23 protein-coding genes are annotated in these 26,212 nt (G+C 73.8%); 14 read left to right on the top strand and 9 right to left on the bottom strand.

What is annotated here, in order from left to right; translation table 11 throughout:
* Window positions 1–222 precede the first annotated feature (222 nt).
* Window positions 223–561 (top strand): hypothetical protein, encoded by a 339-nt coding sequence (locus OG286_RS34160; protein WP_396321183.1) that lies wholly within the window; start codon window positions 223–225, stop codon window positions 559–561.
* Between the two features lie 91 nt (window positions 562–652).
* Here the strand turns inward: OG286_RS34160 and OG286_RS34155 are convergent, their stop codons facing one another.
* Entirely contained in the window at window positions 653–1,651 is a 999-nt protein-coding gene (locus tag OG286_RS34155) for a LysR substrate-binding domain-containing protein (RefSeq protein WP_396321182.1), read from the bottom strand.
* Between the two features lie 98 nt (window positions 1,652–1,749).
* Here OG286_RS34155 and OG286_RS34150 point away from each other — a divergent pair, with 98 nt between their 5' ends.
* From OG286_RS34150 to OG286_RS34115, 8 genes are all read left to right on the top strand, one after another.
* A complete protein-coding gene (locus OG286_RS34150) occupies window positions 1,750–3,435 on the top strand; it encodes an ABC transporter substrate-binding protein (RefSeq protein WP_396321181.1) in 1,686 nt (561 codons plus the stop codon).
* On the top strand, window positions 3,432–4,313 hold the full coding sequence (locus OG286_RS34145) for an ABC transporter permease (RefSeq protein WP_396321180.1): 882 nt from the start codon (window positions 3,432–3,434) through the stop codon (window positions 4,311–4,313). The genes OG286_RS34150 and OG286_RS34145 overlap by 4 nt, the downstream gene beginning before the upstream one ends.
* A complete protein-coding gene (locus OG286_RS34140) occupies window positions 4,310–5,302 on the top strand; it encodes an ABC transporter permease (RefSeq protein WP_396321179.1) in 993 nt (330 codons plus the stop codon). Before OG286_RS34145 ends, OG286_RS34140 begins: the two co-directional genes overlap by 4 nt.
* A gap of 11 nt (window positions 5,303–5,313) precedes the next feature.
* Window positions 5,314–6,114: an ABC transporter ATP-binding protein gene (locus tag OG286_RS34135; protein ID WP_396321178.1), complete on the top strand. Its 801-nt coding sequence runs from the start codon at window positions 5,314–5,316 to the stop codon at window positions 6,112–6,114.
* A complete protein-coding gene (locus OG286_RS34130; RefSeq protein ID WP_396321177.1) occupies window positions 6,111–7,079 on the top strand; it encodes an ABC transporter ATP-binding protein in 969 nt (322 codons plus the stop codon). The genes OG286_RS34135 and OG286_RS34130 overlap by 4 nt, the downstream gene beginning before the upstream one ends.
* Before the next feature lie 2 nt (window positions 7,080–7,081).
* Complete coding sequence (locus OG286_RS34125) at window positions 7,082–8,356, top strand: alpha/beta fold hydrolase (RefSeq protein WP_396321301.1); 1,275 nt, start codon at window positions 7,082–7,084, stop codon at window positions 8,354–8,356.
* 22 nt (window positions 8,357–8,378) lie between these two features.
* Window positions 8,379–9,584, top strand: coding sequence for a M6 family metalloprotease domain-containing protein (locus OG286_RS34120; protein WP_396321176.1), 1,206 nt, complete (start codon window positions 8,379–8,381; stop codon window positions 9,582–9,584).
* A gap of 113 nt (window positions 9,585–9,697) precedes the next feature.
* Complete coding sequence (locus tag OG286_RS34115; RefSeq protein WP_396321175.1) at window positions 9,698–10,885, top strand: M6 family metalloprotease domain-containing protein; 1,188 nt, start codon at window positions 9,698–9,700, stop codon at window positions 10,883–10,885.
* Here the strand turns inward: OG286_RS34115 and OG286_RS34110 are convergent.
* From OG286_RS34110 to OG286_RS34075, 8 genes are all read right to left on the bottom strand, one after another.
* Window positions 10,872–11,702: an RNA polymerase sigma factor gene (locus tag OG286_RS34110; protein WP_396321174.1), complete on the bottom strand. Its 831-nt coding sequence runs from the start codon at window positions 11,700–11,702 to the stop codon at window positions 10,872–10,874. The two genes, OG286_RS34115 and OG286_RS34110, sit on opposite strands and share 14 nt — an antisense overlap.
* Window positions 11,703–12,630: 928 nt before the next feature.
* Window positions 12,631–13,143 carry a hypothetical protein gene (locus tag OG286_RS34105; RefSeq protein WP_405358850.1) on the bottom strand — a complete coding sequence of 171 codons (513 nt, stop codon included), beginning with the start codon at window positions 13,141–13,143 and terminating at the stop codon, window positions 12,631–12,633.
* Window positions 13,140–14,186 (bottom strand): SCO0930 family lipoprotein, encoded by a 1,047-nt coding sequence (locus OG286_RS34100; protein ID WP_396321172.1) that lies wholly within the window; start codon window positions 14,184–14,186, stop codon window positions 13,140–13,142. The genes OG286_RS34105 and OG286_RS34100 overlap by 4 nt, the downstream gene beginning before the upstream one ends.
* A gap of 218 nt (window positions 14,187–14,404) precedes the next feature.
* Entirely contained in the window at window positions 14,405–15,847 is a 1,443-nt protein-coding gene (locus OG286_RS34095; RefSeq protein WP_396321171.1) for an NADH-ubiquinone oxidoreductase-F iron-sulfur binding region domain-containing protein, read from the bottom strand.
* A complete protein-coding gene (locus tag OG286_RS34090) occupies window positions 15,844–16,707 on the bottom strand; it encodes a hypothetical protein (RefSeq protein ID WP_405358852.1) in 864 nt (287 codons plus the stop codon). The genes OG286_RS34095 and OG286_RS34090 overlap by 4 nt, the downstream gene beginning before the upstream one ends.
* Before the next feature lie 218 nt (window positions 16,708–16,925).
* Complete coding sequence (locus tag OG286_RS34085) at window positions 16,926–18,320, bottom strand: DUF1996 domain-containing protein (RefSeq protein WP_405365992.1); 1,395 nt, start codon at window positions 18,318–18,320, stop codon at window positions 16,926–16,928.
* Window positions 18,321–18,391: 71 nt separating this feature from the next.
* Window positions 18,392–19,126: a DUF4142 domain-containing protein gene (locus OG286_RS34080; protein WP_405365991.1), complete on the bottom strand. Its 735-nt coding sequence runs from the start codon at window positions 19,124–19,126 to the stop codon at window positions 18,392–18,394.
* A gap of 481 nt (window positions 19,127–19,607) precedes the next feature.
* Entirely contained in the window at window positions 19,608–20,540 is a 933-nt protein-coding gene (locus tag OG286_RS34075) for a helix-turn-helix domain-containing protein (RefSeq protein WP_405358856.1), read from the bottom strand.
* A gap of 740 nt (window positions 20,541–21,280) precedes the next feature.
* Here OG286_RS34075 and OG286_RS34070 point away from each other — a divergent pair.
* The 5 genes from OG286_RS34070 to OG286_RS34050 all read left to right on the top strand — a co-directional run bounded on the left by OG286_RS34070 (window position 21,281) and on the right by OG286_RS34050 (window position 26,125).
* Complete coding sequence (locus OG286_RS34070; RefSeq protein ID WP_396321166.1) at window positions 21,281–22,210, top strand: LysR family transcriptional regulator; 930 nt, start codon at window positions 21,281–21,283, stop codon at window positions 22,208–22,210.
* A 465-nt stretch (window positions 22,211–22,675) separates the two neighbouring features.
* The gene (locus OG286_RS34065; protein ID WP_405365990.1) at window positions 22,676–22,900 is read left to right on the top strand and encodes a hypothetical protein; all 225 of its coding nucleotides are present in this window, start codon (window positions 22,676–22,678) and stop codon (window positions 22,898–22,900) included.
* Window positions 22,854–23,846 (top strand): peptidoglycan DD-metalloendopeptidase family protein, encoded by a 993-nt coding sequence (locus OG286_RS34060; protein ID WP_405366093.1) that lies wholly within the window; start codon window positions 22,854–22,856, stop codon window positions 23,844–23,846. The genes OG286_RS34065 and OG286_RS34060 overlap by 47 nt, the downstream gene beginning before the upstream one ends.
* A 143-nt stretch (window positions 23,847–23,989) precedes the next feature.
* Window positions 23,990–24,757, top strand: coding sequence for a serine/threonine protein kinase (locus tag OG286_RS34055; protein ID WP_405358860.1), 768 nt, complete (start codon window positions 23,990–23,992; stop codon window positions 24,755–24,757).
* Window positions 24,758–24,769: 12 nt separating this feature from the next.
* Complete coding sequence (locus tag OG286_RS34050; protein WP_405365989.1) at window positions 24,770–26,125, top strand: serine/threonine-protein kinase; 1,356 nt, start codon at window positions 24,770–24,772, stop codon at window positions 26,123–26,125.
* Window positions 26,126–26,212: the final 87 nt, after the last annotated feature.

Below are 26,212 nucleotides of genomic sequence, written 5' to 3'. Positions count from 1 at the left end.
CACATCCATGCACGAGTCCGAGCCTTCCGGGTGCGCACCCCTGCCCGACGAGGAGCTGCGGGAGCTGGACGCGGGCCGCCAACTACCTGGCGGTGGGTCAGATCCACCTGCTCGACAACGCGCTGCTGCGCGCGCCGCTGCTGCCCGAACACATCGAGCCCCGTCTGCCGCGCAGCAGGGCGTCCTCCTGCGCACCCCAAGGGCTGGACCGGCCCGGCCCTCGTGGACGGCAAACCGGTCGGGGGCACCTGGCGGGCCCACCAGGTGCCGCTGGACCAGGTCGGCGACAATCCCGAGCACCTCGCCCAGCTGGAAGCCTGGCTGCGCTCCTACCGCCCCGAGGAACTCTTCGACGAGCACGGCCGCCCGACCCCGCAGCTCCTCGCCTGCATCCCCGACGGACAGCGCCGGATCGGCGCCAACCCGCACAGGCCGGTCACGACGGGAGCAGGCCCGTTCGGCCCTGCCGCCGGCACCGGGTGCGGGGCAGGCTCGCAGGACCGGAACCCGGCCCCGCGCCTCCCGGTCGCTCTGCTCGCGGCGACGCGTTCCCGGACCTGACTGTTGACGCAGGCCCGCGATCGAAGGGGGCCGAAACGCTGACGCGGCCCGCCCGGGACGCCGGCGCGGGCCTGCTGCAACGCAGCGCCCGTCACCGCGGTGTCCGACCTCGGCCGGGGTCGGCCCGTGCCGCCGGCGTGCACCGGTCCCCGGCGGCGCGGAGCCATCGCTGGTACGCCGAACTGCGCCCGGCCGCGACCCGGTGGGCCGCGCGCGCGTGCTCGACGAGCACCGCGTCCAGGGCGGCCGGCCGACCCTCCTGGTGCCAGGCGATCAGGTGCCGGTACCAGAGCGGGTCGCCGACGATGGGCCGCACGGCGATGCCCGGCACCTCCTCGAAGGTGGCCTGGCACAGGCTCACCGCGTGCCCGCTGCGCACCAGTTCGAGCAGTAGCCGCCCCTCCGCCTCGTGGACGGTGCGCATCCGGTGGCCTGTCGCGTGGAAGGTGGTGGACCAGTACTCACGGACCCGGTCGTCGTCGGGGCGCGGTGCGACCCAGTCCTCGTCCTCCAGTTCGCCCAGGTGGACCTCCGGCCGGGCGGCGAGGCGGTGACCGGCCGGCAGCGCGACGAACACGGGCTCGGTGACCACCGGCCGCAGGACCACACCCGGCGGCGCGGGCAGCTCGTAGCCGGGGCAGTCGCCGACCACGGCGGCGTCGAGTCGCCCGTGCGCGAGGTCGTCGATCAGGGGAACGGACGAGCCCTGGGCGCGGGAGGCGATCCGCGCCTCGGGATGGTGGGTGCGCAGCGCGGTGATCAGTCCGCCGAGCAGCGGGGCGTTGACGGACCCGAGCCGGAAGCGGGGTGTCGGGCTGCCGGTGCGGGCGGCCAGGGTGGAGGCGTCCAGCAGTTCGTCGACGGTGGGGAGGACGGCGCGGGCGCGGGTGAGCACGGTCTCGCCGAAGGCGGTCGGGACGACACCGGTGGGTAGGCGGTCGAACAGCGTGCCGCCCAACATGCTCTCGATCCGGCGCAGTTGGGCGCTGAGGCCCGGCTGGGTGAGCCGGAGCGAGGCGGCGGCCCGGGTGAGGCTGCCGCTCTCGGCGATGGCGCAGATCATCCGTAGATGCCGTATCTCGAGCTCCATAAGCGGATGTTATGGGCAGCTGAGAGCTCCCGGAAGAGGCCGGGGAGGCCCAATCTTGTCCCACATGTGAAATGTCATATCGCACAGAAGAGGGACAAATGAGGACACGAAGAGCCGCACGCGCCCTGACCGCGGCCCTCGGACTGCTGTCGGCGGCCGCCTGTGGCGGGCCGGACGGCAGCGGTGCGGCCGCGGACGCCGTCCCGGCGCCGGGCGGAACCCTGCACGTCCTGTCCAGCATCGACCTGGAGCACCTGGACCCGGCCCGCGCCTACGTCACCTCCACCCAGGACGTGGGCCGGCTGCTCTACCGGACGCTCACCACGTTCGCCCCCGCCCCCGGGCAGGCCGGCGGGCAGATCGTCCCGGACCTGGCCACCGACACCGGTCACCCCACCGACGGCGCGCGGACCTGGACGTTCACCCTCAAGGAGGGCGTGAAGTTCGAGGACGGCCGGCCCGTCACCAGCAAGGACGTCAAGTACGGCGTGGAGCGCACCTTCGCCGCCGAGCTGCCCGAGGGCCCGCCGTACGCGCGGCTCTGGCTGGCGGGCGGCGAGACGTACAAGGGGCCGTACAAGGACCCGGCCGGGCTCGCGTCGATCGAGACCCCGGACGAGCGGACCATCGTCTTCCGGCTCAACCGTCCGGTGGCCGACTTCGGTTCCGCCGTGTCACTGCCGATGTTCGCCCCGGTGCCGCAGGACAAGGACACCGGCGTGGCCTACGACAACCGCCCGTTCTCCTCCGGCCCCTACCGGATCGACGGCTTCGAGCCCAAGAAGCGGCTCACCCTGGTCCGCAACCCCGCGTGGGACCGGGCCACCGACAGCGTCCGCAAGGGACTGCCGGACAAGGTCGTCGTCGACCTCAACCTCGACCCTGCCGTGGTCGACCAGCGGCTGATCGCCGGTCAGGGCGAGGACGCCGACGCCGTCGCCATGGAGCCGATCGGTCCGGCCTCGGTCGGACGGGTGATGAACGACCCGCAGCTGAAGAAGCGCCTGGTCACCGGCGAGTCCATCAACACCCGCTTCCTCGGCATCAACACCAGGCACCGGCCGCTGGACGACGTCCGGGTGCGGCAGGCCATCGCGTACGCGCTCGACAAGGACGCCCTGCGCACCACCCGCGGCGGCCCGATCGCGGGCGACCTCGCCACCACCCTGCTGCCCCCCACCCTGCCCGACGCGGCCCCCGAGGACCCGTACCCGAGCAAGGACGGCAAGGGCGACCCGGAGAGGGCCAAGACCCTGCTCGCCGAGGCCGGTCACGCCTCCGGCCTGGAGCTCACCCTCGACACCCCGGCCACCACCGGCGGCAAGGCACAGGGCGAGGCGGTGCAGGCCTCGCTCGCCCGGGCCGGCATCACCGTGAAGATCAACGAGATCAGCTCCTCGGCCTTCTACAGCACGGTCGGCAGCCCCGCCCGGCAGCACGACCTGGTGATCGACGGCTGGACGCCGGACTGGCCGGGCGCCTCCACCTACCTGCCGATCCTGTTCGACGGCCGGCTGATCACCCCCGAGGGCAATAACAACCGCGCCCAGTACGACTCCCCCGACGTCGACGCCCGGCTGGACGAGATCGCGGCCGCGGGCGACCCGGCCGCCGCACGGAGCGCGTACGGCGAGCTCGCCAAGCGCATCATGCGGGACGCCCCCGTCGTGCCGTTCCTCTGGGACCGGGCCGCCGTACTGGTCGGGCCGAACGTGACCGGCGCGTACGGGCACACCGCCTTCGTCGGCCGGCTCGACCTCGTCTCGCTGGGATTGCGGAAGTGACCGTCCTGCGCAGGCTGTTGGCCCAGCGCTCGGCGGCGCTCGCGCTGACCGCGGTTGCCCTGCTGGTGCTCACCGCACTCGCCGCCCCGCTGATCACCTGGCTGGCCGGCAGCTCCCCGACGGCGTTCCACGGCGAGGCGGTGGACCCGGCGCTCGGCGGACTGCCACGCGGATCCGCGGGCGGGATCAGCACCGAGCACTGGCTCGGCGTGGAGCCCGTCAACGGCCGGGACGTACTCGCCCGGGTGGTGTACGGCGCGCGGGTCTCCCTGCTGATCGCCGTCCTGGCCACCACCGTGTCCCTGCTCCTCGGCACCGCGCTCGGCCTGCTCGCCGGCTTCCTCGGCGGTTGGACCGACACCGTCATCGGCCGGCTGATGGACCTGCTGATGTCCTTCCCCAGCCTGATCTTCATGATCGCGCTGATCTCGGCCGCGCCCGGCGCCGACCGCCGGCTGCTGCTGGTCGTGGTGCTCGGGTTCTTCGGCTGGCCGTACGTCGGGCGGATCGTGCGCGGGCAGGCGATGGTGCTCGCCCGTGGCGAGTTCGTGGCGGCGGCCCGGGTGCTCGGCGCGTCCCGGCGGACCCTGCTGCTGCGCGAGGTGCTGCCCAACCTGACCGGACCGGTGCTGGTGGTGGCGACGATGTCGATCCCGGCCTGCGTCGCCACCGAGGCCGGCCTCTCCTTCCTCGGCGTGGGCGTACAACCGCCGACGCCCTCGTGGGGGCAGATGATCGCCACCGCCGTGCCCTGGTACGCCGCCGACCCGGCCTACTTCCTCATCCCCGGCGTCCTCCTGTTCGTCACCGTGCTCGCGTTCAACGTGCTGGGCGACGCCGTGCGCGACACGCTCGACCCCCGGAGCAAACCACGATGATCCTCTACCTGCTGCGAAGACTGGCCGTCACCGCACTCGTCCTGCTGGTGATCTGCGCCGTCACCTTCGCGATCTTCTACCTGATGCCCGCCGATCCGGCCCAGGGCGCCTGCGGCAAGGCCTGCAGCCCGGAACGGCTCGCCGGGATCCGCGCCACTCTCGGCCTGGACCGCTCCCCGCTCGCCCAGTTCGGGGACTACCTCGCCGGCATCGTCTCCGGCCGCACGTACGGCACCGGCACGCAGGCCGCCCAGTGCCCGTTCCCCTGTCTGGGTTTCAGCTTCCAGACGAACCAGCCGGTCTGGGAGATGCTCACCGGCCGGCTGCCCGTCAGCATCTCGATCGCCGTCGGCGCGGCCCTGCTGTGGCTGGCCGTCGGCGTGACGGCCGGCGTGGTGTCCGCGTTGCGGCGCGGCAGCCTCTGGGACCGGGCCGCGATGACGGCCGCCCTCGGCGGGGTCTCGCTGCCGGTCTACTTCACCGCGCTGGTGCTCCAGTACCTGCTGGTGGTCCGGCTGAACGTGCTGCCCTACCCGACGGCCATCCCCCTCACCGAGGACCCGGCCGGCTGGGCGCAGTCGATGGTGATGCCCTGGATCACCCTGGCCATGCTCTACGCCGGCGTGTACGCCCGCGTCACCCGCAGCGAGATGCTGGAGAGCCTCGGCCAGAACTACGTCCGCACCGCACGCGCCAAGGGCCTGGCCGAGGTCACCGTGGTACGCCGGCACGCGCTGCGGCCCGCGCTGATGCCGATCGTGACGATCTTCGGCATGGACCTCGGCGCCCTGCTCGGCGGTGCGCTCATCACCGAGTCGGTGTTCGGCCTGCCCGGCGTCGGCAAGCTCGCCGCCGACGCCATCGCGGGCGCCGACCAGCCGGTGATCCTCGGCGTGACGCTGTTCGCCGCCGGCTTCGTGGTGCTCGCCAACCTGATGGTCGACCTCGTCTACGCCGTGCTCGACCCGAGAGTGAGGGCCGTCGGATGACTCTCCTCACCGTGCGAAACCTGACGGTCGACTTCGCCTCCGGCGTCCGGGCCGTCGACGGACTCGACCTCGACCTCGAGGCCGGGCAGGTGCTGGGCGTGGTCGGGGAGTCCGGCAGCGGCAAGTCCGTCACCAGCCTCGCCATGCTGGGGCTGCTGCCCCGCGATGCCCGGGTCGGCGGCGAGATCCGCTTCGACGGGCGCGAGTTGACGGGAATGGACCAGCGTTCCCTGCGCCGCCTGCGCGGCAACCGGATCGCCATGGTCTTCCAGGACCCGCTGTCCTGCCTCAACCCGTACTACCCGGTGGCCTTCCAGATCGCCGAGGCCTACCGGGCCCACCACCGGGCCGGACGGAAGGCGGCCCACCGGGTCGCCGTCCGGATGCTGGAACGGGTCGGCATCCCCGAGCCCGAACGGCGCGCCCGCTCCTACCCGCACGAGTTCTCCGGCGGGATGCGCCAGCGGGTGATGATCGCGATGGCGCTGTGCCTGGAGCCGGACCTGCTGATCGCCGACGAGCCGACCACCGCGCTCGACGTCACCGTCCAGGCCCAGATCCTCGACCTGCTGCGCGAGCTCCGGCAGGAGGCCGGTACCGCCATCATGCTGATCACCCACGACATGGGCGTGGTCGCCGGGCTCGCCGACCGGGTCGTCGTGATGCACGACGGCCGCGCGGTCGAGCGCGGCACCGTCCACGACGTCTTCCACCGCCCGCAACAGCCGTACACCCGCGGCCTGCTCGCCTGCGTGCCCCGCATCGACGGGCCGCTGCCCCACCGGCTGCCCACCCTTTCGGAGACGGCATGACAGCGCTTCTCGAAACCCGCGACCTCGTCAAGCGCTTCCCGGTCCGCCACGGACTCACCCGGCGCCTGGCCGGACACGTCACCGCCGTGGACGGCGTCTCGCTGCGGGTGGATCCGGGCGAGACCCTCGGCCTGGTCGGCGAGTCCGGCTGCGGCAAGTCCACCGTGGCCCGCCTGCTCACCCGCCTGGAGGCGCCGACCTCCGGAACCGTCCGCTTCGCCGGCCGGGACCTCGCCGACCTGGACGAGGCCGGCCTGCGCCCCATCCGCCGTGAGCTCCAGATGGTCTTCCAGGACCCGTTCTCCTCGCTCAACCCCCGGCAGACCGTCCGCCGGATCCTCGCCTCGCCCTTCGCCTACCAGGGACTGGAGCCCGACGAGCCGGTGGAACGGTTGCTGGAGCGGGTCGGCCTCAAGCCCGAGCACGCCGACCGGCACCCGCACGAGTTCTCCGGCGGCCAGGCCCAACGCATCGGCATCGCCCGCGCGTTGGCGCTTCGGCCAAAGCTGGTGGTGTGCGACGAGCCGGTCTCCGCCCTCGACGTCTCGGTGCAGGCCCAGATCCTCAACCTGCTCAAGGACCTCCAGGACGAGTTCGGCCTCGCCTACCTCTTCATCGCCCACGACCTCGGCGCCGTACGGCAGATCAGCACCCGCATCGCCGTGATGTACCTCGGCGCCGTCGTCGAGACCACCGACCGCGACACCCTGTTCGCCGCCCCGGCCCACCCCTACACCCAAGCCCTGCTCTCCGCCGTGCCCCTGCCCGACCCGGACGCCGAACGCGGCCGCGAGCGGATCACGCTGCGCGGCGACCTGCCCAGCCCGCTGAACCCGCCCAGCGGCTGCCGGTTCCGCACCCGCTGCCCGAAAGCCGACGACCGCTGCACCGCCGAACGACCCGCCCTGCGGGAGATCGCACCGGGCCACGAAGTCGCCTGCCACCACCCGGAGTTGCCACAGTGATCCTGACCAGACACCGCCTGCCCGGGCTCGCGGTGACCGACCACGTCTTCACCGTCCCGCTCGACCACGCCGACCCGGGCGGCGCAACCATCGAGGTCTTCGCCCGGGAGCTCGCCGACCCGGTCCGCGCCCCGGACCAACTGCCCTGGCTGCTCTACCTCCAGGGCGGGCCGGGAGGGAAGTCACCGCGCCCGGTGAACACCGGCGGGTGGCTCGACCACGCCCTCAAGACCCACCGGGTACTGCTGCTCGACCAGCGTGGCACCGGCCGCTCGACCCCCGTCACCGCCCGCGCGGCGGCCGGCCTCGGCCCGGCCCGCCGCCTGGCCGACCACCTGGCACTGCACCGGGCCGACTCGATCGTCGCCGACGCAGAACTGATCAGACGTCAACTCTGCGGCGACGAACCGTGGGAGACGCTCGGCCAGAGCTACGGCGGCTTCGTCACTCTCAGCTACCTCTCCTTCGCGCCGGCGGGCCTGCGCGCCTGCTACATCACGGGCGGCCTGCCGGGCCTCGACACCACCGCCGACGACGTGTACGCCGCCACCTATCCCCGGGTCCGCGAGCGGGTCACCTCCCACCACCTCCGCCACCCCGGCGACCGCGCGCTGCTCCGGCACCTCGCCGACCTGCTCGACCGCCACCCGGTCCACCTCCCGGACGGCGACCGGCTCACCGTGCGCCGCCTGCGCACCCTCGGCCTCATGCTCGGCATGGGCGACGGCTCCGCCCGCCTGCACTGGCTGCTCGACGAGGCCCTCGGCGCCGACGGCGCACCCACCGCGACCTTCCTCCAGCAGGTCATGCAGCTGACCTCCTTCACCGACAACCCGCTCTTCGCCGTCCTCCAGGAGTCCATCTACGGCCGCGGCGGTACCGCCACCGGCTGGGCCGCCGAACGCGCCCTGGCCGCCCACCCCGCGTTCGCCGAGGACGCCGACCCGCTCATGCTCACCGGCGAGATGATCTACCCCTGGATGTTCCGGGAGATCTCCGGCCTGCGCCCGTTCGCCGAGGCCGCCGACCTGCTCGCCGCACGCACCGACTGGCCCGAGCTGTACGACCCGGCCCGGCTCGCCGACAACCCGGTCCCGGTGGCCGCCGCCGTCTACCACGACGACATGTACGTGGACGCCGGCCTGTCCCTGCGCACCGCCCGCGCGGTCGGCGGCCTGCGCGTCTGGGTCACCAACGAGTGGGAGCACGACGGTGTCACCGCCTCCGGAGGGCGGGTCCTCGCCCGTCTGATGGACCTGGCCTCCGGCCGGGCCTGAGCAAACCCCCGATGGGAGAACCGTGTTGAACCCCCGCCTGCTCGCCGGTGCCCTGGCACTGACCCTCCCGCTGGTCGCCGCCGCGTCCCCCTCCGCCGGCGCGTCCGGCGCCAGCGCATCCGGCCCCAGCGCATCCGACCCCACCGCTCCCGCCGCCGCCTGCGCCCTGCCCGGCCGGACCGGCTGGACCGACGAGGGCCACGGCACCGACGCCACCCAGTTCCTGCAGCCGCTGGGCACCAAACGCGTCCTGATGCTCTTCGTCGACTTCCCCGACGCACCGGCCACCGGCGAACTCGCCGACTACTACCACCGACTCGCCCCGGCCGCCGACTGGATGAGGCAGGACTCCGACGGCCGCACCCGGCTCGCCATCACCCCGCTCAACCGCTGGCTCCACCTGCCGCAGGACTCCGGCTCCTACGGCTTCCAGCGCGGCATCAGCTTCGAACAGCACGAGGCGTACGTGCGCCAGGCCGTCGAGGCCGCCGGCCCGGACGTCGACTTCTCCCGGTACGACCTGCTCTACATCGTCCCGACCAGATCGGCCTCCGCCATCACCTTCTCGCCCACCTACCTGTACGACCCGGCCACCCCCGGCATCGTGGCGGGCGGCACGCGGATCAAATGGGCGGTCACCCTCGGCCAGGACATGTACCGCTGGGGCCCCAAGGTCGCCGCCCACGAGACCTCGCACACCTTCGGCCTGCCCGACCTGTACGCCTTCGACGGCACCGACGCCCACCGCTACGTCGGCGGCTGGGACGTGATGGGGCTCATCTCGGGCCCGGCGCCGCAGCATCTCGGCTGGGAACGTTGGAAGTTGGGGTGGATCGACGACCGCCAGGTCGCCTGCCTGCCCACCACCGGCAGCCGTACCGTCCAGCTGCGGGCGATCGAACGCCCCGGCGGCACCAAGATCGCGGTGATCCGTACCGGCGAGACCACCGCGTACGTCGCCGAGTCCCGCCGCGCGCTCGGCGGCGACGCGTCCGCGTGCTCGTCCGGCGTGCTGGTCTACCACGTCGACACCTCGGTCCAGACCGGCTACGGCCCGATCCGGGTGGTCAACGGCAACCCCGCCGCCACCCCGCCCGAGGGCTGCACACCGCTCGACATGGCCGCCCTCCAGCCCGGCCAGTCCTTCACCGACCCCGGCACCGGCGTCCGGATCGAGGTGCGGCAACGGGGCCCGCAGACCGACACCATCACGGTCGGCAAGGCGTAGGCGCCCCCGCACCACCCCACGGACTCGCGCCGGTGGCCGCCGGGCAACCCCACGGCCGGGCGGCCACCGGCGCGACCCCGCCCCCACCGACCTCTCCCCCAGGAGGCATCCCCGTGCACGCCACCCGACTCGCCCGGCCGCTCGCCGCCGTACTGACCGCACTCGGCGCGCTGGTCCTTCTCGTCGCCCCGACCGGTCGCGCCGCCGCCGCGGCCACGGCACCGGCCTCGTCCTGCGCACTGGCCGGAACCACCGGCTGGACCGACGAGGGCCACGGCACCGACCGCGTCCGCTTCCAGCAGCCGCTCGGCACCAAGCGCGTGCTCGCGCTCTTCGTCGACTTCCCCGACGCCCCCGCCGACGGCCCCACCCAGCCCTACACCGCCCAACTCACCCCCGCCGCCGACTGGATGTGGCAGGCCTCCTACGGCCGCGCCTGGCTGGCCATCAGCCCGCTGGACCGCTGGCTGCGCATGCCGCAGCCCTCCACCTCGTACGGCTTCCAGCGCGGCATCGGCTTCGAGCAGCACGAGGCGTACGTGCGGGACGCCGTCCGGGCCGCCACGCCGTACACCGACTTCTCGCGGTACGACCTGGTGTACGTCGTCCCGCCGAAGTCCGCCTCGGCGATCAGCTTCACGCCCACCTATGTCTACGACCCCGCCACCGCAGGTGTGACCGCGGGCGGCACCCGCATCAAGTGGGCGGTGACCTTCGGTCAGGACATGTGGTACTGGGGACCGAAGATCGCCGACCACGAGACCGGCCACACCTTCGGCCTGCCCGACCTCTACGCCTTCACCGGCACCGACCAGCACGCCCACGTCGGCGGCTGGGACCTGATGGGCAAGATCGGCGGCCGGGCACCGCAGTACCTGGGCTGGGAGCTGTGGAAGCTGGGCTGGATCGACGACAACCAGATCACCTGCCTCCCCGGCACCGGCTGGACCACCGTCGATCTCACGGCGGTGGAGTACGTCGGCGGCACCAAGATCGGGGTGATCCGCACCAGTGCCACCACCGCGTACGTCGTCGAGTCCCGCCGGGCCGCCTACACCGACCCGGACCCCTGTTCGACCGGCGTGCTGATCTACCACGTCGACACCTCCGTCCGGACCGGCGACGGCCCGGTCCGGGTGATCAACGGCAACCCGGGCGCCACGCCGCCGCCGGGATGCAGCCCGCTCGACCTGGCCGCCCACCGCCCGGGCCAGAGCTTCACCGACTGGTCCGCCCGCGTCCAGATCTCCGTCCGCACCGGCGGCGACTACGGGGACACCGTGCAGATCAGCAGCTGGTGATCCGCCGCGCGGCCGCGGGGCCCGGGACCGTCGACACCGCCGCCCCCGCGCGGTGGCCGGCGCGCACGGCCTCCCCCGCCGCCCGGACGCAGCCCTCGCAGTTCTCCAGGTGCCGGGTCGGTTCGGGGCCGCGCCGCCGGCCGGGGCGCCGGATGGCCTCGGCCATCCGGGCGGTGAAGTAGCGGCACGCCGGCTCGACCGCCTCGTCCACGTCCTCGCGCAGGTAGGCCTCGCGCAGTCCCTCGCGGGCCCGCGCGGCGAGCGAGCGCACGCCGCTCGGTGTCATCCCCATCCGTTCCGCGACGGCGGCCGCCGACTCGCCCTCCACGACGGTGAGCCAGAGGAGCGCCTGCCACCGCTCGGGAAGGGAGCGGTAGGCCTTGGTGACCAGGGCGCTCTCCTCGGTGGCGAGCAGCGCGGCCTCGGTCTCCGCGTCCCCGGCGAGGTGTTCGGCCCAGGTCTCGAAGTCCTCCGGCAGCAGCACGCGACGGGTGAACTGCCTGCTCCACTCCATCGCGGTGCGACGGACACAGGCCATCAGGTACGGACGCCAGGCGTGGCGCGGTCCGTGGCCACGGGCCACCGACATGTACGTACGGGCATAGGCCTCGGCGGCGAGGTCCTGTGCGGTCTGCGGGTCACGGCAGTAGCCGCGTGCGTAGGCCAGCACCGCGCCGTGGTGGCGGGTGAAGACCTCGGCCATCACTGCTCCGACCCGGGAGGTGTCGGTGGCGGTCGCGGCGGGAAGGACCGCGGAGAGCTCGACGTCGCTCAAGGTGCTCAGACCCGGTCCGTAGTCCTCGGAACGCACGGTCACTGTGGCCTCCTCAGGTCTGGTTGCCCCGTGACGGGCAGGTCGCGCGAACAGGGGTACGGCGGCTGCACGGGGCCGGGGGATGGGGCGTTGCTCGGTTGTCGGCGAGGCGGGGCAGGCGCGGCGCCGCGCCTGGGGGCTCTTGGGTGGACGGGGCGCGGGGGCGCCCGGTCGCGGGGCCGTGACGTCTGTCGGTGCCCTCGGCCTGCCCGGGGCGGACGACACCGGTGACGGACGGCTGCCGTGCCGTCGGGAGGCGGTGGAGGGTGGTCCACAGCACACCAGCCGGACGGCGGTTCGGGCAATCGTCTCCGTGCCCGCCACCCGCCCGCCCATTCCCAAACCGAATAGCGGGCGGCGCCCGTCGGGCGGTGGGCGCGGGCGCCGGGTCGCCCGGCGGCCCGCGTCTGCGCAGACCCACTGGTCCCGTCGGTCCCGGGCTCACGTCCGGCGCCGAGGGAGTAACAGAAATGCCGATTCGGGTTTGGTATGTTCCGAATCGGTAGCGCGGCACCACCGATGACACCGTGGCGGACGAGCGGCACCTCGCCCGCGCCCGCCACCGGTACCCGTCACACCGCCGGAGGCGCTTCGCGCGGGCGTGTTCGGCTCGCCGTCGTCCACGCGACAGACGCGGACACTCACGCCGTGCAGCGTGACGTGGCCGGCGCCCGGGACGGCAGCGGGGGCCCGCGGAGCGGCAACTGCCCTCCCGGGCGCCGCTGCTGGGGTTCTCCGGGCGTTCCGCGGGCGCGGCGGATCCGATGGTGCCCTACCGGAGCCGCCCGCACCCCGCGGCGGCGGCGCCGGCCCGGGCGGGGACGCCCGAAACGCGACCGCGGTGGCGACGCCACGGAGACTCCCGAGGGCCCGGGCCCTCGGGAGTCTCCGTGGCGTCGCCACCGCGCGATCGGTCAGACGCTCACCGGGGTCAGCCGGCCCCGGACCGATCGTGGCCGGTGCCATCGGCATGGTCGCCAGCATGGTTGCCGTGACCGGCGTGGTCGGCGCCGCCCGTCATCACCCCGCCGAGCTTCGCGTGCACGAGGTCCGCCGTGGTGTCGGACAGGACGACCACCCACCGGTCACCCACCAGGTACGACCCTCCGTACGCCTCGGCCTCCGACGTCCAGGCCGTCTGGGCCCCGGAGGTCGGGAAGGTGGCGATCCAGACCTCGTCGTCGCCCAGGGTGCACAGCCCCTGGCGGAGGTCGGTGGTGTCGGCGGTGATGTCGGCCGAACAGCCGATCCGCCGGGCCAGGTCCTCCACCGAGGCCCGCGCGGCGTCGGCCGACGCCCGCGGAGGGGCTAGCAACCCTCCTGGACCGCCGACCAGTTCGACGACACCCAGGACGAGCAGGACGGTCAGCGCGAGCCACTGGAGGGTGCGACGGACGGTCCTCCGCGGCCGGACGGCCGCCACGGTGGAGTCCCCGGCGGTCACTTGCCGGTCACCGGCTTCCCGGCGGGGTTGACGGCCGACCATAGGTTGTCCTTGCCGTTCCCATTGGCATCACCGGGGGCGTTGTCGCCCGCGTAGGTGTAGACGGGCTTGCAGTTGACGGACAGCTGCCACGTCCCGTCGGCGCGCTGCATCCTGCCGATCAGCTTCGGGTCGACGCCCTTGACCTGGCTCGGGTCGACGGCGGGCGCCGGCTTCCAGGTCATCGCGCACTGGCCCTCGCAGAGCGAACGCATCGGCCAGGACGGGTCCTTGGCGTACTGGTACAGCGTCATGCCGCTCGCGTCCACCACGATCGAACCGAGCTGCGGGTTGGAGGTCACCGAGACCTGGGCCCCGCCCGGGGCGGGCTGCGCCGGCTGGGGCTTCGGCGCCGCGCCGGTCGGCGTCTCCGACGGGTAGGCCGACGCACCGGCGGCCGCGGCGGCCGCCTTCTTGCCGTCGGGCGCCACGGCGAACCAGGTGCCGCCGACGCCCTGGCCCTTGGTGTCGCCGGGCGCGGTGTCCTGCGCGTAGCGGTAGACCGGCCAGCCGCCCAGCGTCAGCTGCTTCGATCCGTCGGCCCGCGTGACCTCGCCGATCGCGCCGGCCTCGATCCCGCTCCCTGCGGTCGTGCCCTCCTTCGCGACCGGCGGCCAGGTCTTGGCACAGCCGTCGTTGCAGTTGGACATCGGGGGCTTGGCGGTGTCCTTGTCGAACCGGTAGAGGGTGAGGCCCTGGCCGTCGGTGACCACCGTGCCGAGCGCGGCGTCGTTGCGCACGGTCAGCGCGCCCCCGGTCTGGCCCCCGCCCGCCGACGCCCCGCCGGGCCGGCCGCCGGCGGACGGCGATGCGCCGCCACCGCCGTAGGAGTCGTACGAGCCGTAGGATCCGCCGCCGGCCGGCGCGGCGTCCTGCGCGCCCACCAGCTGGCCCGACCCGGACGGCGTCTTGGCGCTGCTGCTCATGTTGCCCCACAGGGCCATCACCACGAGCCCGACCAGCAGCAGGCAGAGCCCGGCCAGTCCGTATCGCTTCGTCAACATGTTTCTTGCCTTTCCATCGGTGGAATCCGGCCTTCCGTGGATGTGCGCGTCCCCGGTGGTCCGCTCCGGCGTCGAACGCCGGTCCGCGGACACGGGACGTGGGTTTCAGGGTCGATGGCCCTCCGGAATCTCTCGATCGGCCCGCCGCCCCGACGAGCGCCCCGGGCCGCACGGACCGCGCTCGGGAGGGGGCGGCAGCGCCAGGAGCCGCACCGGCCTCACTGGATCCGCAGCGCGAGGGCGGGACAACGGTCGACGGCTCGCGCCGCCTGGGAGAGCAGCCTCGCGGGTACGGGCATCACGCCCGCGGCGGGGAACCCGTCCGCCCCCAGCCGGATGACGTCGGGCAGGACGCCGGTGCACAGGCCGTGGGCCTCGCAGAGCGTCCAGTCGACCACGATGGTGCCGGCGCTCTCCACCTCCGGCAGCGGCAGGACGCCCTGCGACGGCCGCCCGCACCCTCCCTGGTAGGAGTGCGCAGCCAGGTCGCCGTCGAACACGGCCAGGGACGAGGCCACGAAACGGGCGGCGGCGTCGGGGTGGCTGCACGCACCCCGCCCGGTGACCGCGCGCATCCCGGCCTGGACCCGGTCCAGTGCGCGCCGGCCACCGCCGCGCACCAGGTCCTCGAGGGACGCGGTCAGGTCGGGGAGCCCCAGGTAGCAGGGCCCGCACTGGCCGGCCGTCTCGTCCGCCATCCAGCGGGAGATCCTGACGACCTCCCACAGCGGACAGGTCGTCTCCGGCAGCGGCAGGACGGCCCCGGCGCCCAGCGCTCCTCCGAGGCGCTGGAAGGACTGGCGGGACACCACGGCCGAGCGGGCGGCCTCGGGGGTGAGCCATTTCCCGTGGTAGCCGCCGACCAGGACCCCCTGTCCGACGTCCAGGCCGCACGCCGCCAGGACGGCCTCGAGCGGCACTCCGGTGGGGGTCTCCACCACGGTCGAGCCGGCGATCGTGAGCAGCACCGTGCCGGGTTCCTCGGGGGTGCCGATCTCCCGGTAGGGCAGCGCACCCCACCGGGCCGCCACGGCGAGCTGGGCGTACGTCTCGGCGTTGGACAGCAGCGTGGGGGCTCCCCCGACACCGCTGTCGCTGGTGCGCACGCCGCCTCCCCGGGGCAGGGCGATCCCGTTGGTGATGCCACGGGCGAGGGCGCTCCCCTCGCCCGTGACGAACCGTTCGGGCAGCCGCACCACCGTCACCGGCGGCTTCACCGACCGTCGTTCGTCCAGCGCCCGGCGCAGCGACTCCTCGGTGTCGGTCCGCGTGACGCCGATCGCCACCTGTTCCGCGCCGATCGCGGCGGCCGCGATCAGCGCACCGTCCACCACGAGGTGCGGGGTACGCAGGAGCAGCGTGGTGTCCTTCAGGCAACTCGGTTCTCCTTCCGTTCCGTTGACGACCACGACCGGCCTGGTGCGGCGCCGGGCCACCGCCTTGCCGACCGCCCTGAGCTTCCGGGCGAAGGGGAATCCGGCGCCTCCCCGGCCGCGCAGGTCCACGTTCTCGGCCAGCTCGGCCAACTCCTCGGCACGCAGCGCCGGCAGCTGGCCGTGGACCACGAGGTGGGATCGGTAGTCGACCCGCTCCAGGCTCTCCAGGCCGGCGAACAGGACCGGCCGTCCGAACCAGATGACGGGTGGGGGGAAGCCGCTCACCCGTCCTGCCACCGACGTCCGAGTCCGATGCCGGCCAGGCCCGGCCCGGCAGCCATGGCCTGCCCCATGGCCACCGGAACGCGCGGGACGGCGGTCTCGGGGGCCGTGGCCACCGACACCCGCGGGACGGTGACGCCGGGGTCGCCGGCCTCCGGCGGACGGGGCCGGACGGGGGCCTGGCGCGGGCCGGAACGGTCCTGGAGGACCAGCCTGAGCGTGAGCGCGACGATCACACCCACGACGGCCACGCCGTACAGCAGCACCACCCAGGAGGGCGCGAGCCGGCCCGATTGCAGCCCGTGGACCAGGCCCGCGCCCCACGCCGGGTACGAGCAGAGGTGGATGACCCTCCACCGGCGCGCGTCACCCGAGCGGGCGAGCCTCCCGCGGGCCGCCCCGGCGAGCGCCACCGCGGGGAACAGGTAGCCGGCGACGGTCCCCAGTCCGAGGACCAGCGGTCGGGCCGGGTCGGCGAACGGCACGAGGGCCGCGAGCCCGCCGATCTGTCCCACGATCAGCTTCATCCAGACGTGCAGGGCCAGGAAGACGACGCCGGCGACGCCCATCGCACGGTGGACGGTCTGCGCGACCAGCCGGTGGACCGGCCTCAGGATCAGCCGGTCGGTCGCCGCCAGCCCCCACAGGACCGCGGAGGTGAACGAGACGAGTGCGAGCACCCCGACGGCGTACGTCAGGTACGACTGCAGTCTGGGGTCGACCACGATGGCCGTCACGCCCAGGCCCGCCGCCAGCGGCGGCAGGAGCGACCACGGGCTCGGCCGCCTTCGACCGCCCTCCGCGGGCTGGTCGCCCTCGGCCGCCGCGCGCGCCCGGCCGGCCCGCTCGGCGCCCCGTGGCACCGGGCCGAACCGCCGTGACCGCCGCCTCTGCCCTCTCACCATTGCTGAGCCCTCCGGCCTCGTCCTGAACCTGCTGTCGAATCCGATGTCGGGATCCCGGCGCCGGCGGCGCGGGGACCGCGTTCGCTCCCCCGCCCCGGGCCGGGCCTGCTCGTTGCTCTCCGGGAGCCGACCCCAGGAGGTCCGGCCCGCAGGGCGGTGCGCCCCGGAGGGGCGGGTCACCCGCAGCGACGCCCCTGGTTGATGCAACCGGCCATCTGGTCCAGCAGGCCCTTGTTCATGTTGTTGATGAAGTCACCGTGGTCGGTGATCGGGTTGTGCAGCTGCTCGGGGAAGCTGTCGACGGCGTACCGGACCCCGGCCGGCACGTCGTAGGCGACGCGCTCGACCAGTTGGGGGATCGCCTTGAAGTTCTTCGGGCACGCACCCGAAGCGTCGGAGAAGGCGGTGTGGGTCCGGTGGTTGGCGCTGTCGATGTTCCTGCCGTCCCAGCAGTCCGGGAACTTCAGCGTCCGGACGACCCTGCTCCCCTGCGGGCAGATCGGGTACTTGTCGACGACCTGGCGGTTCTCGAACCCGGTGCAGCTCCACGACGCCCGGACGTTCGCGGGCCCGTTGGTGAAGGCCTTGGCGTCACCGGTGATGATGCGCAGGAACCGGGCCATCGGCTGGACGGGGTTCCCGGTGCCGGAGGTGTACGTGATGTCCGCCTCGGCCGGGATGAGGATCCGTCCCACGTTCCGGTCCCGGCCGCCGCCGGGGGCCTTGGCGTCCTTCTCGTTGGTGCCGTCGAAGACCCGCAGGACGGGCCAGTAGTACGCCGACTGGTCCCCGTTCGAGCAGGTGGTGCCCGCGGCGGCGAGCTTGGCGTTGGACGAGAACGCGTCCGTGGCCACGTTCCCCACGTAGTCGTGCATGTGGTGCGCCCCGTTGCTCACGCCAGGGGCGACGATCACGTTGTCGGGGTTGAGGTGGCGGTTCTCGTTGCGCCCGCACCGGGACGTGAAGGAGCCGGTGGCCGGCCCCTTCCGGACGGGCGCCGGGACGTTCGGGGAGACGCTGCGGATGTCGACGAACCCGCGCTTGGGGAGGGACTTCGTCTGCGCGGCCGCCCTGGTCTGGGCGACGGTCCCGCCCTCACCGTCCGCGCTGTACCCCTCGGCCGAGTCCTCGACCACCAGATCGTGCCTGATCACGCACCTCGCCATCCCCGAGAGGTCCTGGGGCAGGCCGGCGTCCGGGCCCGCGCTGCCCGACAGCTTCTTCAGGGTCTCCGCGCGCTTGTCGGCGAGGTCGCCCAGCACGCGGTCCTCGGTGTCGCCCGAGCCGGGCGCGGACAGCCGGTTGTACGCGTCCGCCACCTGGACGTCGAGCTCGGCGAGGTTCTTGTCCACCGCGTCCTGGGACGCTTCCGGCACGTCGTTCAGGGCCACCCCGGCGTCGGCGCAGGCGACGGTACCGACCTGCGGGGACGCCGCCGACGGCTCGCTCCAGGGCCGCTGGCCGGCGAAGGCCACCGCCGCGACCGTCCCCACCGCGCCGGTACCCAGGATCCCCGCCAACAGCAGGGCACCGGCCCTTCTCCTCGACGCACCACGTTTACGGGACTTCATGTTCGTCACACTCCTCGGACGTGATCAGGCCTGCCGGGCAGGCCGCGGACAGCCTTCCTCCGGGTGGTCGTCTAGCGGGTCGGTCCGGCGGGCGCCGGAGGGCGGCTCGCGGACGGCGCGCCCGAACCGGTCGGCAGCGGGGTGAGCTTGTCGAAATCGACGAGCCGGGTGTCCTCCAGGACGTTCATGTGGTCGAGCACCGTGTTGTTGGCCGTGTTCGCCAGGTCGCGGATCGTGGAGTTCTGGGTGCCGGCGCGCACCTGGGCCACGACCGCGAACACCTGCCCGTGGGCGCTGCGCAGGATGTTCGCGAAGAGTTCCTCGAACTCTCCGCCCTCCGCGGCGTCCAGCTGCTTGAGCCAGCCCTGCTGCTGTGCCGACGGCTCGCTGGGGACGTTCAGGTCCAGGGTCCGGGCGGCGGTCAACACCGCCTTGTCGAGGTCGGTGTGACCCTGGACCAGGTGCTGGCCGGCCACCTTGACCTCGGGGCTGGTGCTCTTCGCGAGGGCCATCCGGCCTGCCGGGATCTCCCACAGCCCGGCCAGCCGCACCCGCTTGACGAAGTCACGGTCGACGGCGGTGAGCGGCCCGGTGGGTGTCTGCGCGACTCCTTGGTCGTCGCTCACCGGGGCGCTGCGGTAGGCACCGGCCGACTTCGCCACCGGGTACACCAGCGCCGTCGCGGTGAGGATCATCGCGACGATGATCAGGACGGTGGCGAACGACCTCGGAAGGCGGCTCACCAGGGGGAGTCCGTAGGCGGCCGCGGCCGTTCCCGCTGGGCGCTTCTTCCTCAACGATGACATGGGGCTCTTCCTCCCTTGCACCCGGAGGATCAGGGCCGCGCGGAACCCACGGGAACCGGTCCGGATGGGCCTCGGTGGTCCGCGCGGTGATGACCCACGCGCAACGGTCCACGAACGGCGCGGCCGACGAGGGGATGACGCGGCAGCGCGGGGACGGCTGCCACGAGGGGACGACGCGGCAGCGCGGGGACGGCTGCCACGAGGGGACGACGCGGCAGCGCGGGGACGGCTGCCACGAGGGGACGACGCGGCAGCGCGGGGACGGCTGCCACGAGGGGACGGCCCGGCTCCGGACGCCCGGCGCCGCCCTGAGTGGGACCGGGAGCGGGATCACCGACGGGACGGGACCACGGACGGCGTCGCCGGCCGCATCACCAGCGGGTGCGATCCGCCCCCGTGAGGGCGAGGACGGTTCCGGTGGCGGGCGCCCCGGGTGTCGTGCGTTGCCGGCGCGGGATCGGCCGGCGCCGGCGGGCGGGCTTCAGCGCCCCTTCGTCCGGACGTCCCGCTGGGGTCCGGACGTCTGCAGCAGGGACAGCATCCCGGCTCTTCGGCGAAGGCGCGCGTACTCGGACGCCATGACCTGGATCTTCAACGCGAGCAGGAGCTCGAACCTGGCCCGGGGGTCGCGCAGACCGCTGCCGAAGATCTTCTCCAGGTTGCGCAGCCGGTTCCGGACGGCCTGCGGGTGGATGCGGAGCAGGCGGGCGGCCGGGAGCGTGCCGCCGCCCTCCAGCCAGGCGAGCAGCGTCTCCTCCGTCCACTCCCGCTGCTGCGGTGTCATACCGGCCAGGCGTCCGAGCCACTTGGCCGAGAGGTGGCCCGCCAGCAGCGGGTCCTGGAACAGCATGAGCGTCGCCAGGTTGTCCTCGACGAAGTGGATCCCGCCGGAGGCTCCCTGCGGCACCATCGTCAGCAGCTTGCGGGCCCAGCCGAGCGACACCACCGCGTCCTCGACCGGCACCACCGGCCCCACCACCGCGGTCCGGCCCTCCAGCCAGAGGGCGAGCACCCGGGGCATGCCCGGCAGCGGGTCGGGAATCAGCAGGTGGGACAGGGTTCCCTTGGTGCCGGCGGCGACCTCCGTTCCGGAGAGGCCCGGCGGCGGCGCCCCCGGCAACGAATACAGCGCCACCGCTTGGACCGTGGCCGGCTCGCCGCGCCGCACCCGGCCGCCGTGGAGGCCCTGGCCGGTGCCGGGCCGTCCCGCCGTGCCGTCGCGGGCCGCCGTGCCGTCGCGGGCCGTCGCGCCGTTGCGGCCCTTCCCACCGTTCCGACCCGCCGTGCCGTCGCGACCGGCGGCGCCTCCACGGTTCACCGCATCGCCGTGGCTCACCGTGTCGCCGTGACCGGCGAGCCGGTGTTGCACCGGTTCCCGGCGGCCGACGGCCCCCGGCAGGGCGAGATCACTCACCGCGCCCCCTTTCCCACGACGCCGAGACTCCCGCCGCCGGAACCTCCCGGGAGCCCGCCGACCCGGACGGCCCGGGCGGAACGCGGCCCGACGCGCGGCGCCCCGGTGGCCGCCGCTGCGCCCGCGACCCTTTCCAGCACGAAGAGTTCGTACGGAGTCGGCACCGGCGACCTGCTGCCGGAGCATGCTTCCCGCATGGCGGCACCCCTCTCTCTCGAAAGCCCTCGGCCCCAACCGGGCCGGACACGTTTAGAGATGGGCCGCCGAAGGTTTCGTCCCGCCGCGTTATCGATCCGTTATCTTCCGTGCAGCACCCGACACCCCGCACTCACCGCCGGAAGCGCACGCCACAAGGGCCGCAAGTGCACACACCAATGGCCCGAAGGCAGCACGGAGAACAGCACTTGACACCACATCGGCCGCACGAATCCCCCACAGTTGCACCCGGCCGGGCACCGCCGCCCCTTTTCGAGCATGCCTGACACACCATCACTTCACCGCGGTCGCAACCCGATTGACTCCGGTCAGCGGAGATCACCGCTGGATCACGGAGCGCCGCACTGCGCCCCGGAATCGACGAACGCCGGTCCGGCCCCCCGCGATTGTCCCGACCGAACAGGTATTCTCCCGGCTACTTGTAGGCTGTGGCCCCCACCAGGGCATGACAGGAACTGCGGCAGCCTGTCCCACGGCCCTCAGGCCCGAAATGCCCTGCACCACATCCACGCGATCGGGGCCTTATGCGACTCAACCTGAACCAACTGGCGATCTTCGCGAAGGTCATCGAATGTGGTGGGTTCTCCGCGGCGGCCCAGGTGCTGTTCCTGAGCCAGTCCTCGGTCTCCAAACAGGTGCAGAACCTGGAGTCGTCCCTGCGAACCGTCCTGGTCGACCGCTCGGGACCGAAGATCCGTCCCACCCCGGCAGGCCGGGTCCTGCTCGCCCAGACCAAGGAGATGCTGGCGCTGGCCAACCACGCCGTCGGCGCGGTCCAGGCGGCCGCGCGATGGCCGATCGAGCGCCTGGTGGTCGGCAGCACGAGCACGGTCGGCGACTACCTGCTGCCGGCGGTGATGCGGGAGCTGCGACGCCGCGAACCCGACGGGCTGTTCACCGTGGTCGTCAACGGCCCCGACTGCCTGGCCGACGCGCTCGAACAGGGCCGGATCGGCGTCGGCGTGGCCGACGGCCCGCTACCCCCGGGTCGCTACGAGTCGGAGCAGCTCGCCAGCGACGACATGGTGCTGATCTGCGCGTCGGACCACCCGCTGGCCGGGCAGGAGGTCACGCCGGCCGAGCTGTCCACCGAGTCCTTCCTCCTCCTCGAACCGGGTTCCCAGACCCGACGACAGCTGCTGGAGCTCCTGCACACCTGGGACCTCGTCGGCGCGCGCACCCTCGACCTGTGGGGAATGGAGAGCATCCGGGAAGCCGTCCGCATCGGCCTCGGCGTCAGCCTGGTCCCTCGACGCTCCGTCCGCTTCGAGCTCCTCCACGGCGTCCTCGCCGAACTCCGCGCCTGCCCCGGCCCGACCCCCCGCACCGTCACCGCCAACTGGACCCTCGCCCGCCCCCTCTCCACCTACGAGGAACTCCTGCTCTCCCTCCTCCACGACGTGGCCGGTACTCCCACCACCCCCCGTCGCCCCGCCGAACTCGTCACCGACTGACCCCCACCGCTTCCCCGCCCCACCGCCCGCGGCTGCGCGCCCAGCCCGACGGACCCGCGAACAGCCGCAGCCGCAGCCGCAGCCGCAGCCGCGAGGGTGGAGCAACAGGTGTCGGAGGCAGTGGAGTCGGTGTTCAGCCGGGTGCTCTCAGCCAGGTGCTCGATGCGGCCGCCTCGCCCCCGGCCGGTGGCCCGGGCAGCCCCGCCCCGAAGGACAACAGTCTCGGTGGCCGGCCCGCTCCTGTCAGTCCGTATGGTTCCGGGTTCTGCGCCGCGCGCCGTGTGGCTACCGTCCCAACCGCCCGACACCCGGCGGTCCGGACCGGCCGCCGTCACGCGCCCCTCAGGAGGTCACGTTGACCGCGCACCACCCCACCCGTAGGAACATCCTCAAGCGGCCCGCCATGATGCGGCTCGACGTCGACGACGTCATCGACCGCCTGCGCACGGCGTGAGGGGCGCCCCGGTGTTCCCCTCCTCCTCCCGCCGCGCCGCCCGCCGCGCCTCGCGCCTGGCCCTGGCCGCGCTCACCCTGCTGCTGCCGGTCACCGTGCCGTCCGGCCCCGCCGCGGCCGCCGGCTTCACGGCGTCCTGCCCGGCCGCCGGTTACATCTCCCAGGGCTACACCCCGGAGCACAACGGCCATCGACATCGCCAACGACTACGGCTCCCCGATCTACGCGGTCGGTGACGGCGAGGTGCTGGTCTCCGGCCCGGCGCAGGGCTACGGCCAGTGGATCCGCATCCTGCAAGCGGACGGGACCATCACCGAGTACGGGCACATGCGCGAGCGGGACGTGGCCACCGGCGACCATGTGACGGCCGGTCAACTGATCGCGCAGATGGGCAGCGAGGGCACCTCCAGCGGACCGCACCTGCACCTGCGGGTCTGGGCCGACCCGGACGCGACCGTGCGCACCGACCCGATCCCCTACCTCGCGGAGCGCGGCATCACCATGCCCTGCACTCCGGGAACCGGCCCCCACCCCGCCCCGCTGGTGTACCCGGCGCAGTCCGGCCGGGTGGTGTCCGCGCGTTCGGCGGACGGCCGGCTGGAGGTGTTCGCCGCCGGCGCGAACGGCGTCTCGCACGCCTGGCAGACCGCGGTGAGCGGCGCCTGGTCGGACTGGGAGCGCTTCGGCACGCCGGCCGGCGCCGCGCCGCGGGTGGCCCGCGACGGCACCGGGCGGCTGAACGTCACCGCGATCGCCCCGTCCGGCACGGCGGCCTTCCACCGCCGCCAGTCGGTGCCCAGCGGGGGCTGGGACGACTGGCGCCCGCTGCTGGGCTGGTCCACCGCCTCACCGCTGGCGGCCCCCGGCGCGGACGGCCGGCTGGAGGCGCTCACCCTCGCCCCCGGCGGCGACCGGCTCGCCCACCGCTGGCAGTCGGCGCCCGGCGGAACCTGGGCACCGGACGACGTGCTCGGCGAGGACTTCGGCGAACCGGGACTGCTGCTCGCCGCGCCGCCCTCGGCCGCGGCCGACCCCACCGGACGGCTGCACGTCTTCGCGGTGGCCGAGGACGGCCGGCTGCGCACCCGCGTCCAGGAGCGGCCCGGCGGCGGCTGGCGGCCGTGGGCCGCCTTCGGCGACCGCCCGGTGGCGCCGCTGCGCTCGGGGGCGCCGATGCCCTGACGGCCGTCCACCCGCTCCCCCGATTCCCCGTCAAGTGGCCTGCGCCACCATACGGTTTATCGTCATGCGCAAAGAGGTAACGTTCGTCCGTCTGGCAACGGTCAGCAGGCGAAACGGGGAGCGGTGCGCGGGACGGAGGAACGGTGAGCGGGATTCTCGTCCACCTGCCGGAGGGGAACGGCGACGACGCGGTGACCTTGCGGCTCGGTCCGGGAGAGCGGGCGCGCTTCGGCCGCGGCTCCGCCGGCACGCCGGTGGAGCTCCGGATCGGCGACGAGACGGTCTCCCGGCTCGCCGGCGAGATCCACGCGACCGACGACCACTGGCAGTTGAGCAACCTCAGCAACACCCACGCCTACCTCGTGGAGAACCCGGAGGGCGCCGGCGAGTACCTGCGGGTGCCGCCGCGGCGGATCGGCGCGCCGATCCCGTTCGAGTTCGCCCGGGTGGTGCTGCCCTCGCGGCGTGAGACGCCGCTGTCCTTCCAGGTGTTCGCGCCCGACCACGTCTACCTGGACCCGCACGCCCGCGGCGGCGGCTCCTGGGAGAGCCGCACCATGACGGCGTACTCGCTGGACGAGACCGCCACCTACTTCCTGGTCCTGGTGGCGCTCTGCGAACCGTGGTTGCGCGACCGCTCCCCCGCCGCCGTGCCCACCACCCCCCAGGTGGTCGCGCGGCTGCGCGGCCACCCCGCCTGCGCCCGGCTCACCGCGCGCGCGGTCAGCTCGCACCTCGACTACCTCGCCGACGAGAAGCTCCGCATCGACATGCCCGACGGCGCGGGCCGCGCGGACCGCCGCAGCGGCAAACGCGAGGCCGTCGTGGGGCTCGCCCTGAAGTTCGGCATCGTCCGCGAGGAGCACCTCGCGCTCCTGCCGCGCCCCGAAGCCGCCGAGGCCGGACGGTAGGGAGGGGCGCCGATGGTGCACGACCTGGCCTTCGGCGGGGACGGCGAGGAACTGCTGCCGCCCGGCCACCGGGTCGGCGAGTGGACCGTCACCGGGCCCATCGGCGAAGGCGGCTGGGCGACCGTCTATGCCGCCCGCCGGGCAGGGGACACCGCCGGTCCGGACGGCTCGGACGGCGCAGGCGGTGTGAACGGCACGGTCGCCCTCAAGGTGCTGCCGACCGCCGGACTCGCCCCCCGCCAGGCCCGCCAGGTCGCCGAAGCCGCCCGCCGCGAAGCCGAGTTGGCCCGCACCGCCCCGCACCCCCGGCTGGTCCGCCTGCTCGACACCCTCGCCCTGGCCGCCCCCGACCACCCCGCGCTCGACGGCGCGATCGTCCTGGTCATGGAACGCGCCCGGTGCACCCTGCGCGACCTGCTCGGCACCGGCGTCGACGAGGCCCAGGGCGGCCGGATCATCGCCGGCATCTGCGAGGGCCTGGCCCACCTGCACCGCTCCGGCTGGGCCCACACCGACCTCAAACCCGAGAACGTCCTCATCGGCCGGGACGGCGAGGTCCGCCTCTCCGACTTCGGCCTCGCCATCGAACTCACCGGGACCCACGGCCACTCCGCCCCCATGGGCACCCCCGACTACCTCCCGCCGGAACGCTGGAGGGAACCGCTCGGCGAACACGGGGTCAAGGTCCGTACCACCGCCGACATCTGGGCGCTCGGCATCGTGATCCACGAGGTGTTCGCCGCCGGTGTCCCGCCCTTCCCCGGCGCCACCCCCGCCGCTCGCAGCGCGGCCGCCCAGCAGTACGCCGAAGGCCGCGCGGCCCTGCGGCTCTCCCCCGACGTCCCCCTGTTCTGGCGCGCCCTCGTCGCCGACTGCCTCGCCCCGACCCACGCCGCCCGCGCCCCGCACACCGCCGAAAGCCTGCTCGCCCGGATCCGCGCGCGCCGGCCCGGCCGCCGCCACCGCGGCCCACGACCGCGCACCGCCCTGCTCGCCCTCGCCACCTGCGCCACGGCCGCCGCCACCGCTCTCTGGCCGAACCCCGGCCCGGCCGCACACCCCGCCCGCATCCGGGTCTTCAACGCCGAACGCGGGTGCCAGGACCGCACCGACCGCGACCCGCAGTGCAGCCTCGGCCTCGCCGTCGACCCCCTGCGCCCCTACACCGCCGAGAACGTCGTCCCCACGCGCGTCTGGCACGACGACACCCTCGACGCCGACTGCCAACTCCCCACCGGTCTCCCCGTCATCGACGAAGAGGACCGCACCTCCACCCTCTGGTACCGCATCCACCTCCCCGGCCCCATCACGGCCTGGCTCCCGGCCGTCCGCACCAGGGACCGCCCCACCCTCCTCCACTGCCCCTGACCACCGCCGGGAACCCCGGGGCGGACCGGAGCCGGCGGGCCTGTCCGGGGCGAGGAGGTGATCACCCGCGTGCGCCGGTCCACCGGG

Origin of the sequence: Kitasatospora sp. NBC_00039, assembly GCF_045160625.1 — a bacterium.
Classification (GTDB): Bacteria; Actinomycetota; Actinomycetes; order Streptomycetales; family Streptomycetaceae; genus Kitasatospora.
The sequence above is the reverse complement of the archived record's forward strand: the minus strand, read 5'-3'. Positions and strand labels throughout refer to the sequence as shown.

What these genes read in the sequence shown, in the direction of transcription:
- OG286_RS34155 (WP_396321182.1), bottom strand. Translation starts at nt 1,651, where the DNA reads ATGGAGCTCGAGATACGGCATCTACGGATGATCTGCGCCATCGCCGAG.
- OG286_RS34150 (WP_396321181.1), top strand. Translation starts at nt 1,750, where the DNA reads ATGAGGACACGAAGAGCCGCACGCGCCCTGACCGCGGCCCTCGGACTG.
- OG286_RS34140 (WP_396321179.1), top strand. Translation starts at nt 4,310, where the DNA reads ATGATCCTCTACCTGCTGCGAAGACTGGCCGTCACCGCACTCGTCCTG.
- OG286_RS34130 (WP_396321177.1), top strand. Translation starts at nt 6,111, where the DNA reads ATGACAGCGCTTCTCGAAACCCGCGACCTCGTCAAGCGCTTCCCGGTC.
- OG286_RS34100 (WP_396321172.1), bottom strand. Translation starts at nt 14,186, where the DNA reads ATGTTGACGAAGCGATACGGACTGGCCGGGCTCTGCCTGCTGCTGGTC.
- OG286_RS34085 (WP_405365992.1), bottom strand. Translation starts at nt 18,320, where the DNA reads ATGAAGTCCCGTAAACGTGGTGCGTCGAGGAGAAGGGCCGGTGCCCTG.
- OG286_RS34080 (WP_405365991.1), bottom strand. Translation starts at nt 19,126, where the DNA reads ATGTCATCGTTGAGGAAGAAGCGCCCAGCGGGAACGGCCGCGGCCGCC.
- OG286_RS34070 (WP_396321166.1), top strand. Translation starts at nt 21,281, where the DNA reads ATGCGACTCAACCTGAACCAACTGGCGATCTTCGCGAAGGTCATCGAA.
- OG286_RS34050 (WP_405365989.1), top strand. Translation starts at nt 24,770, where the DNA reads ATGGTGCACGACCTGGCCTTCGGCGGGGACGGCGAGGAACTGCTGCCG.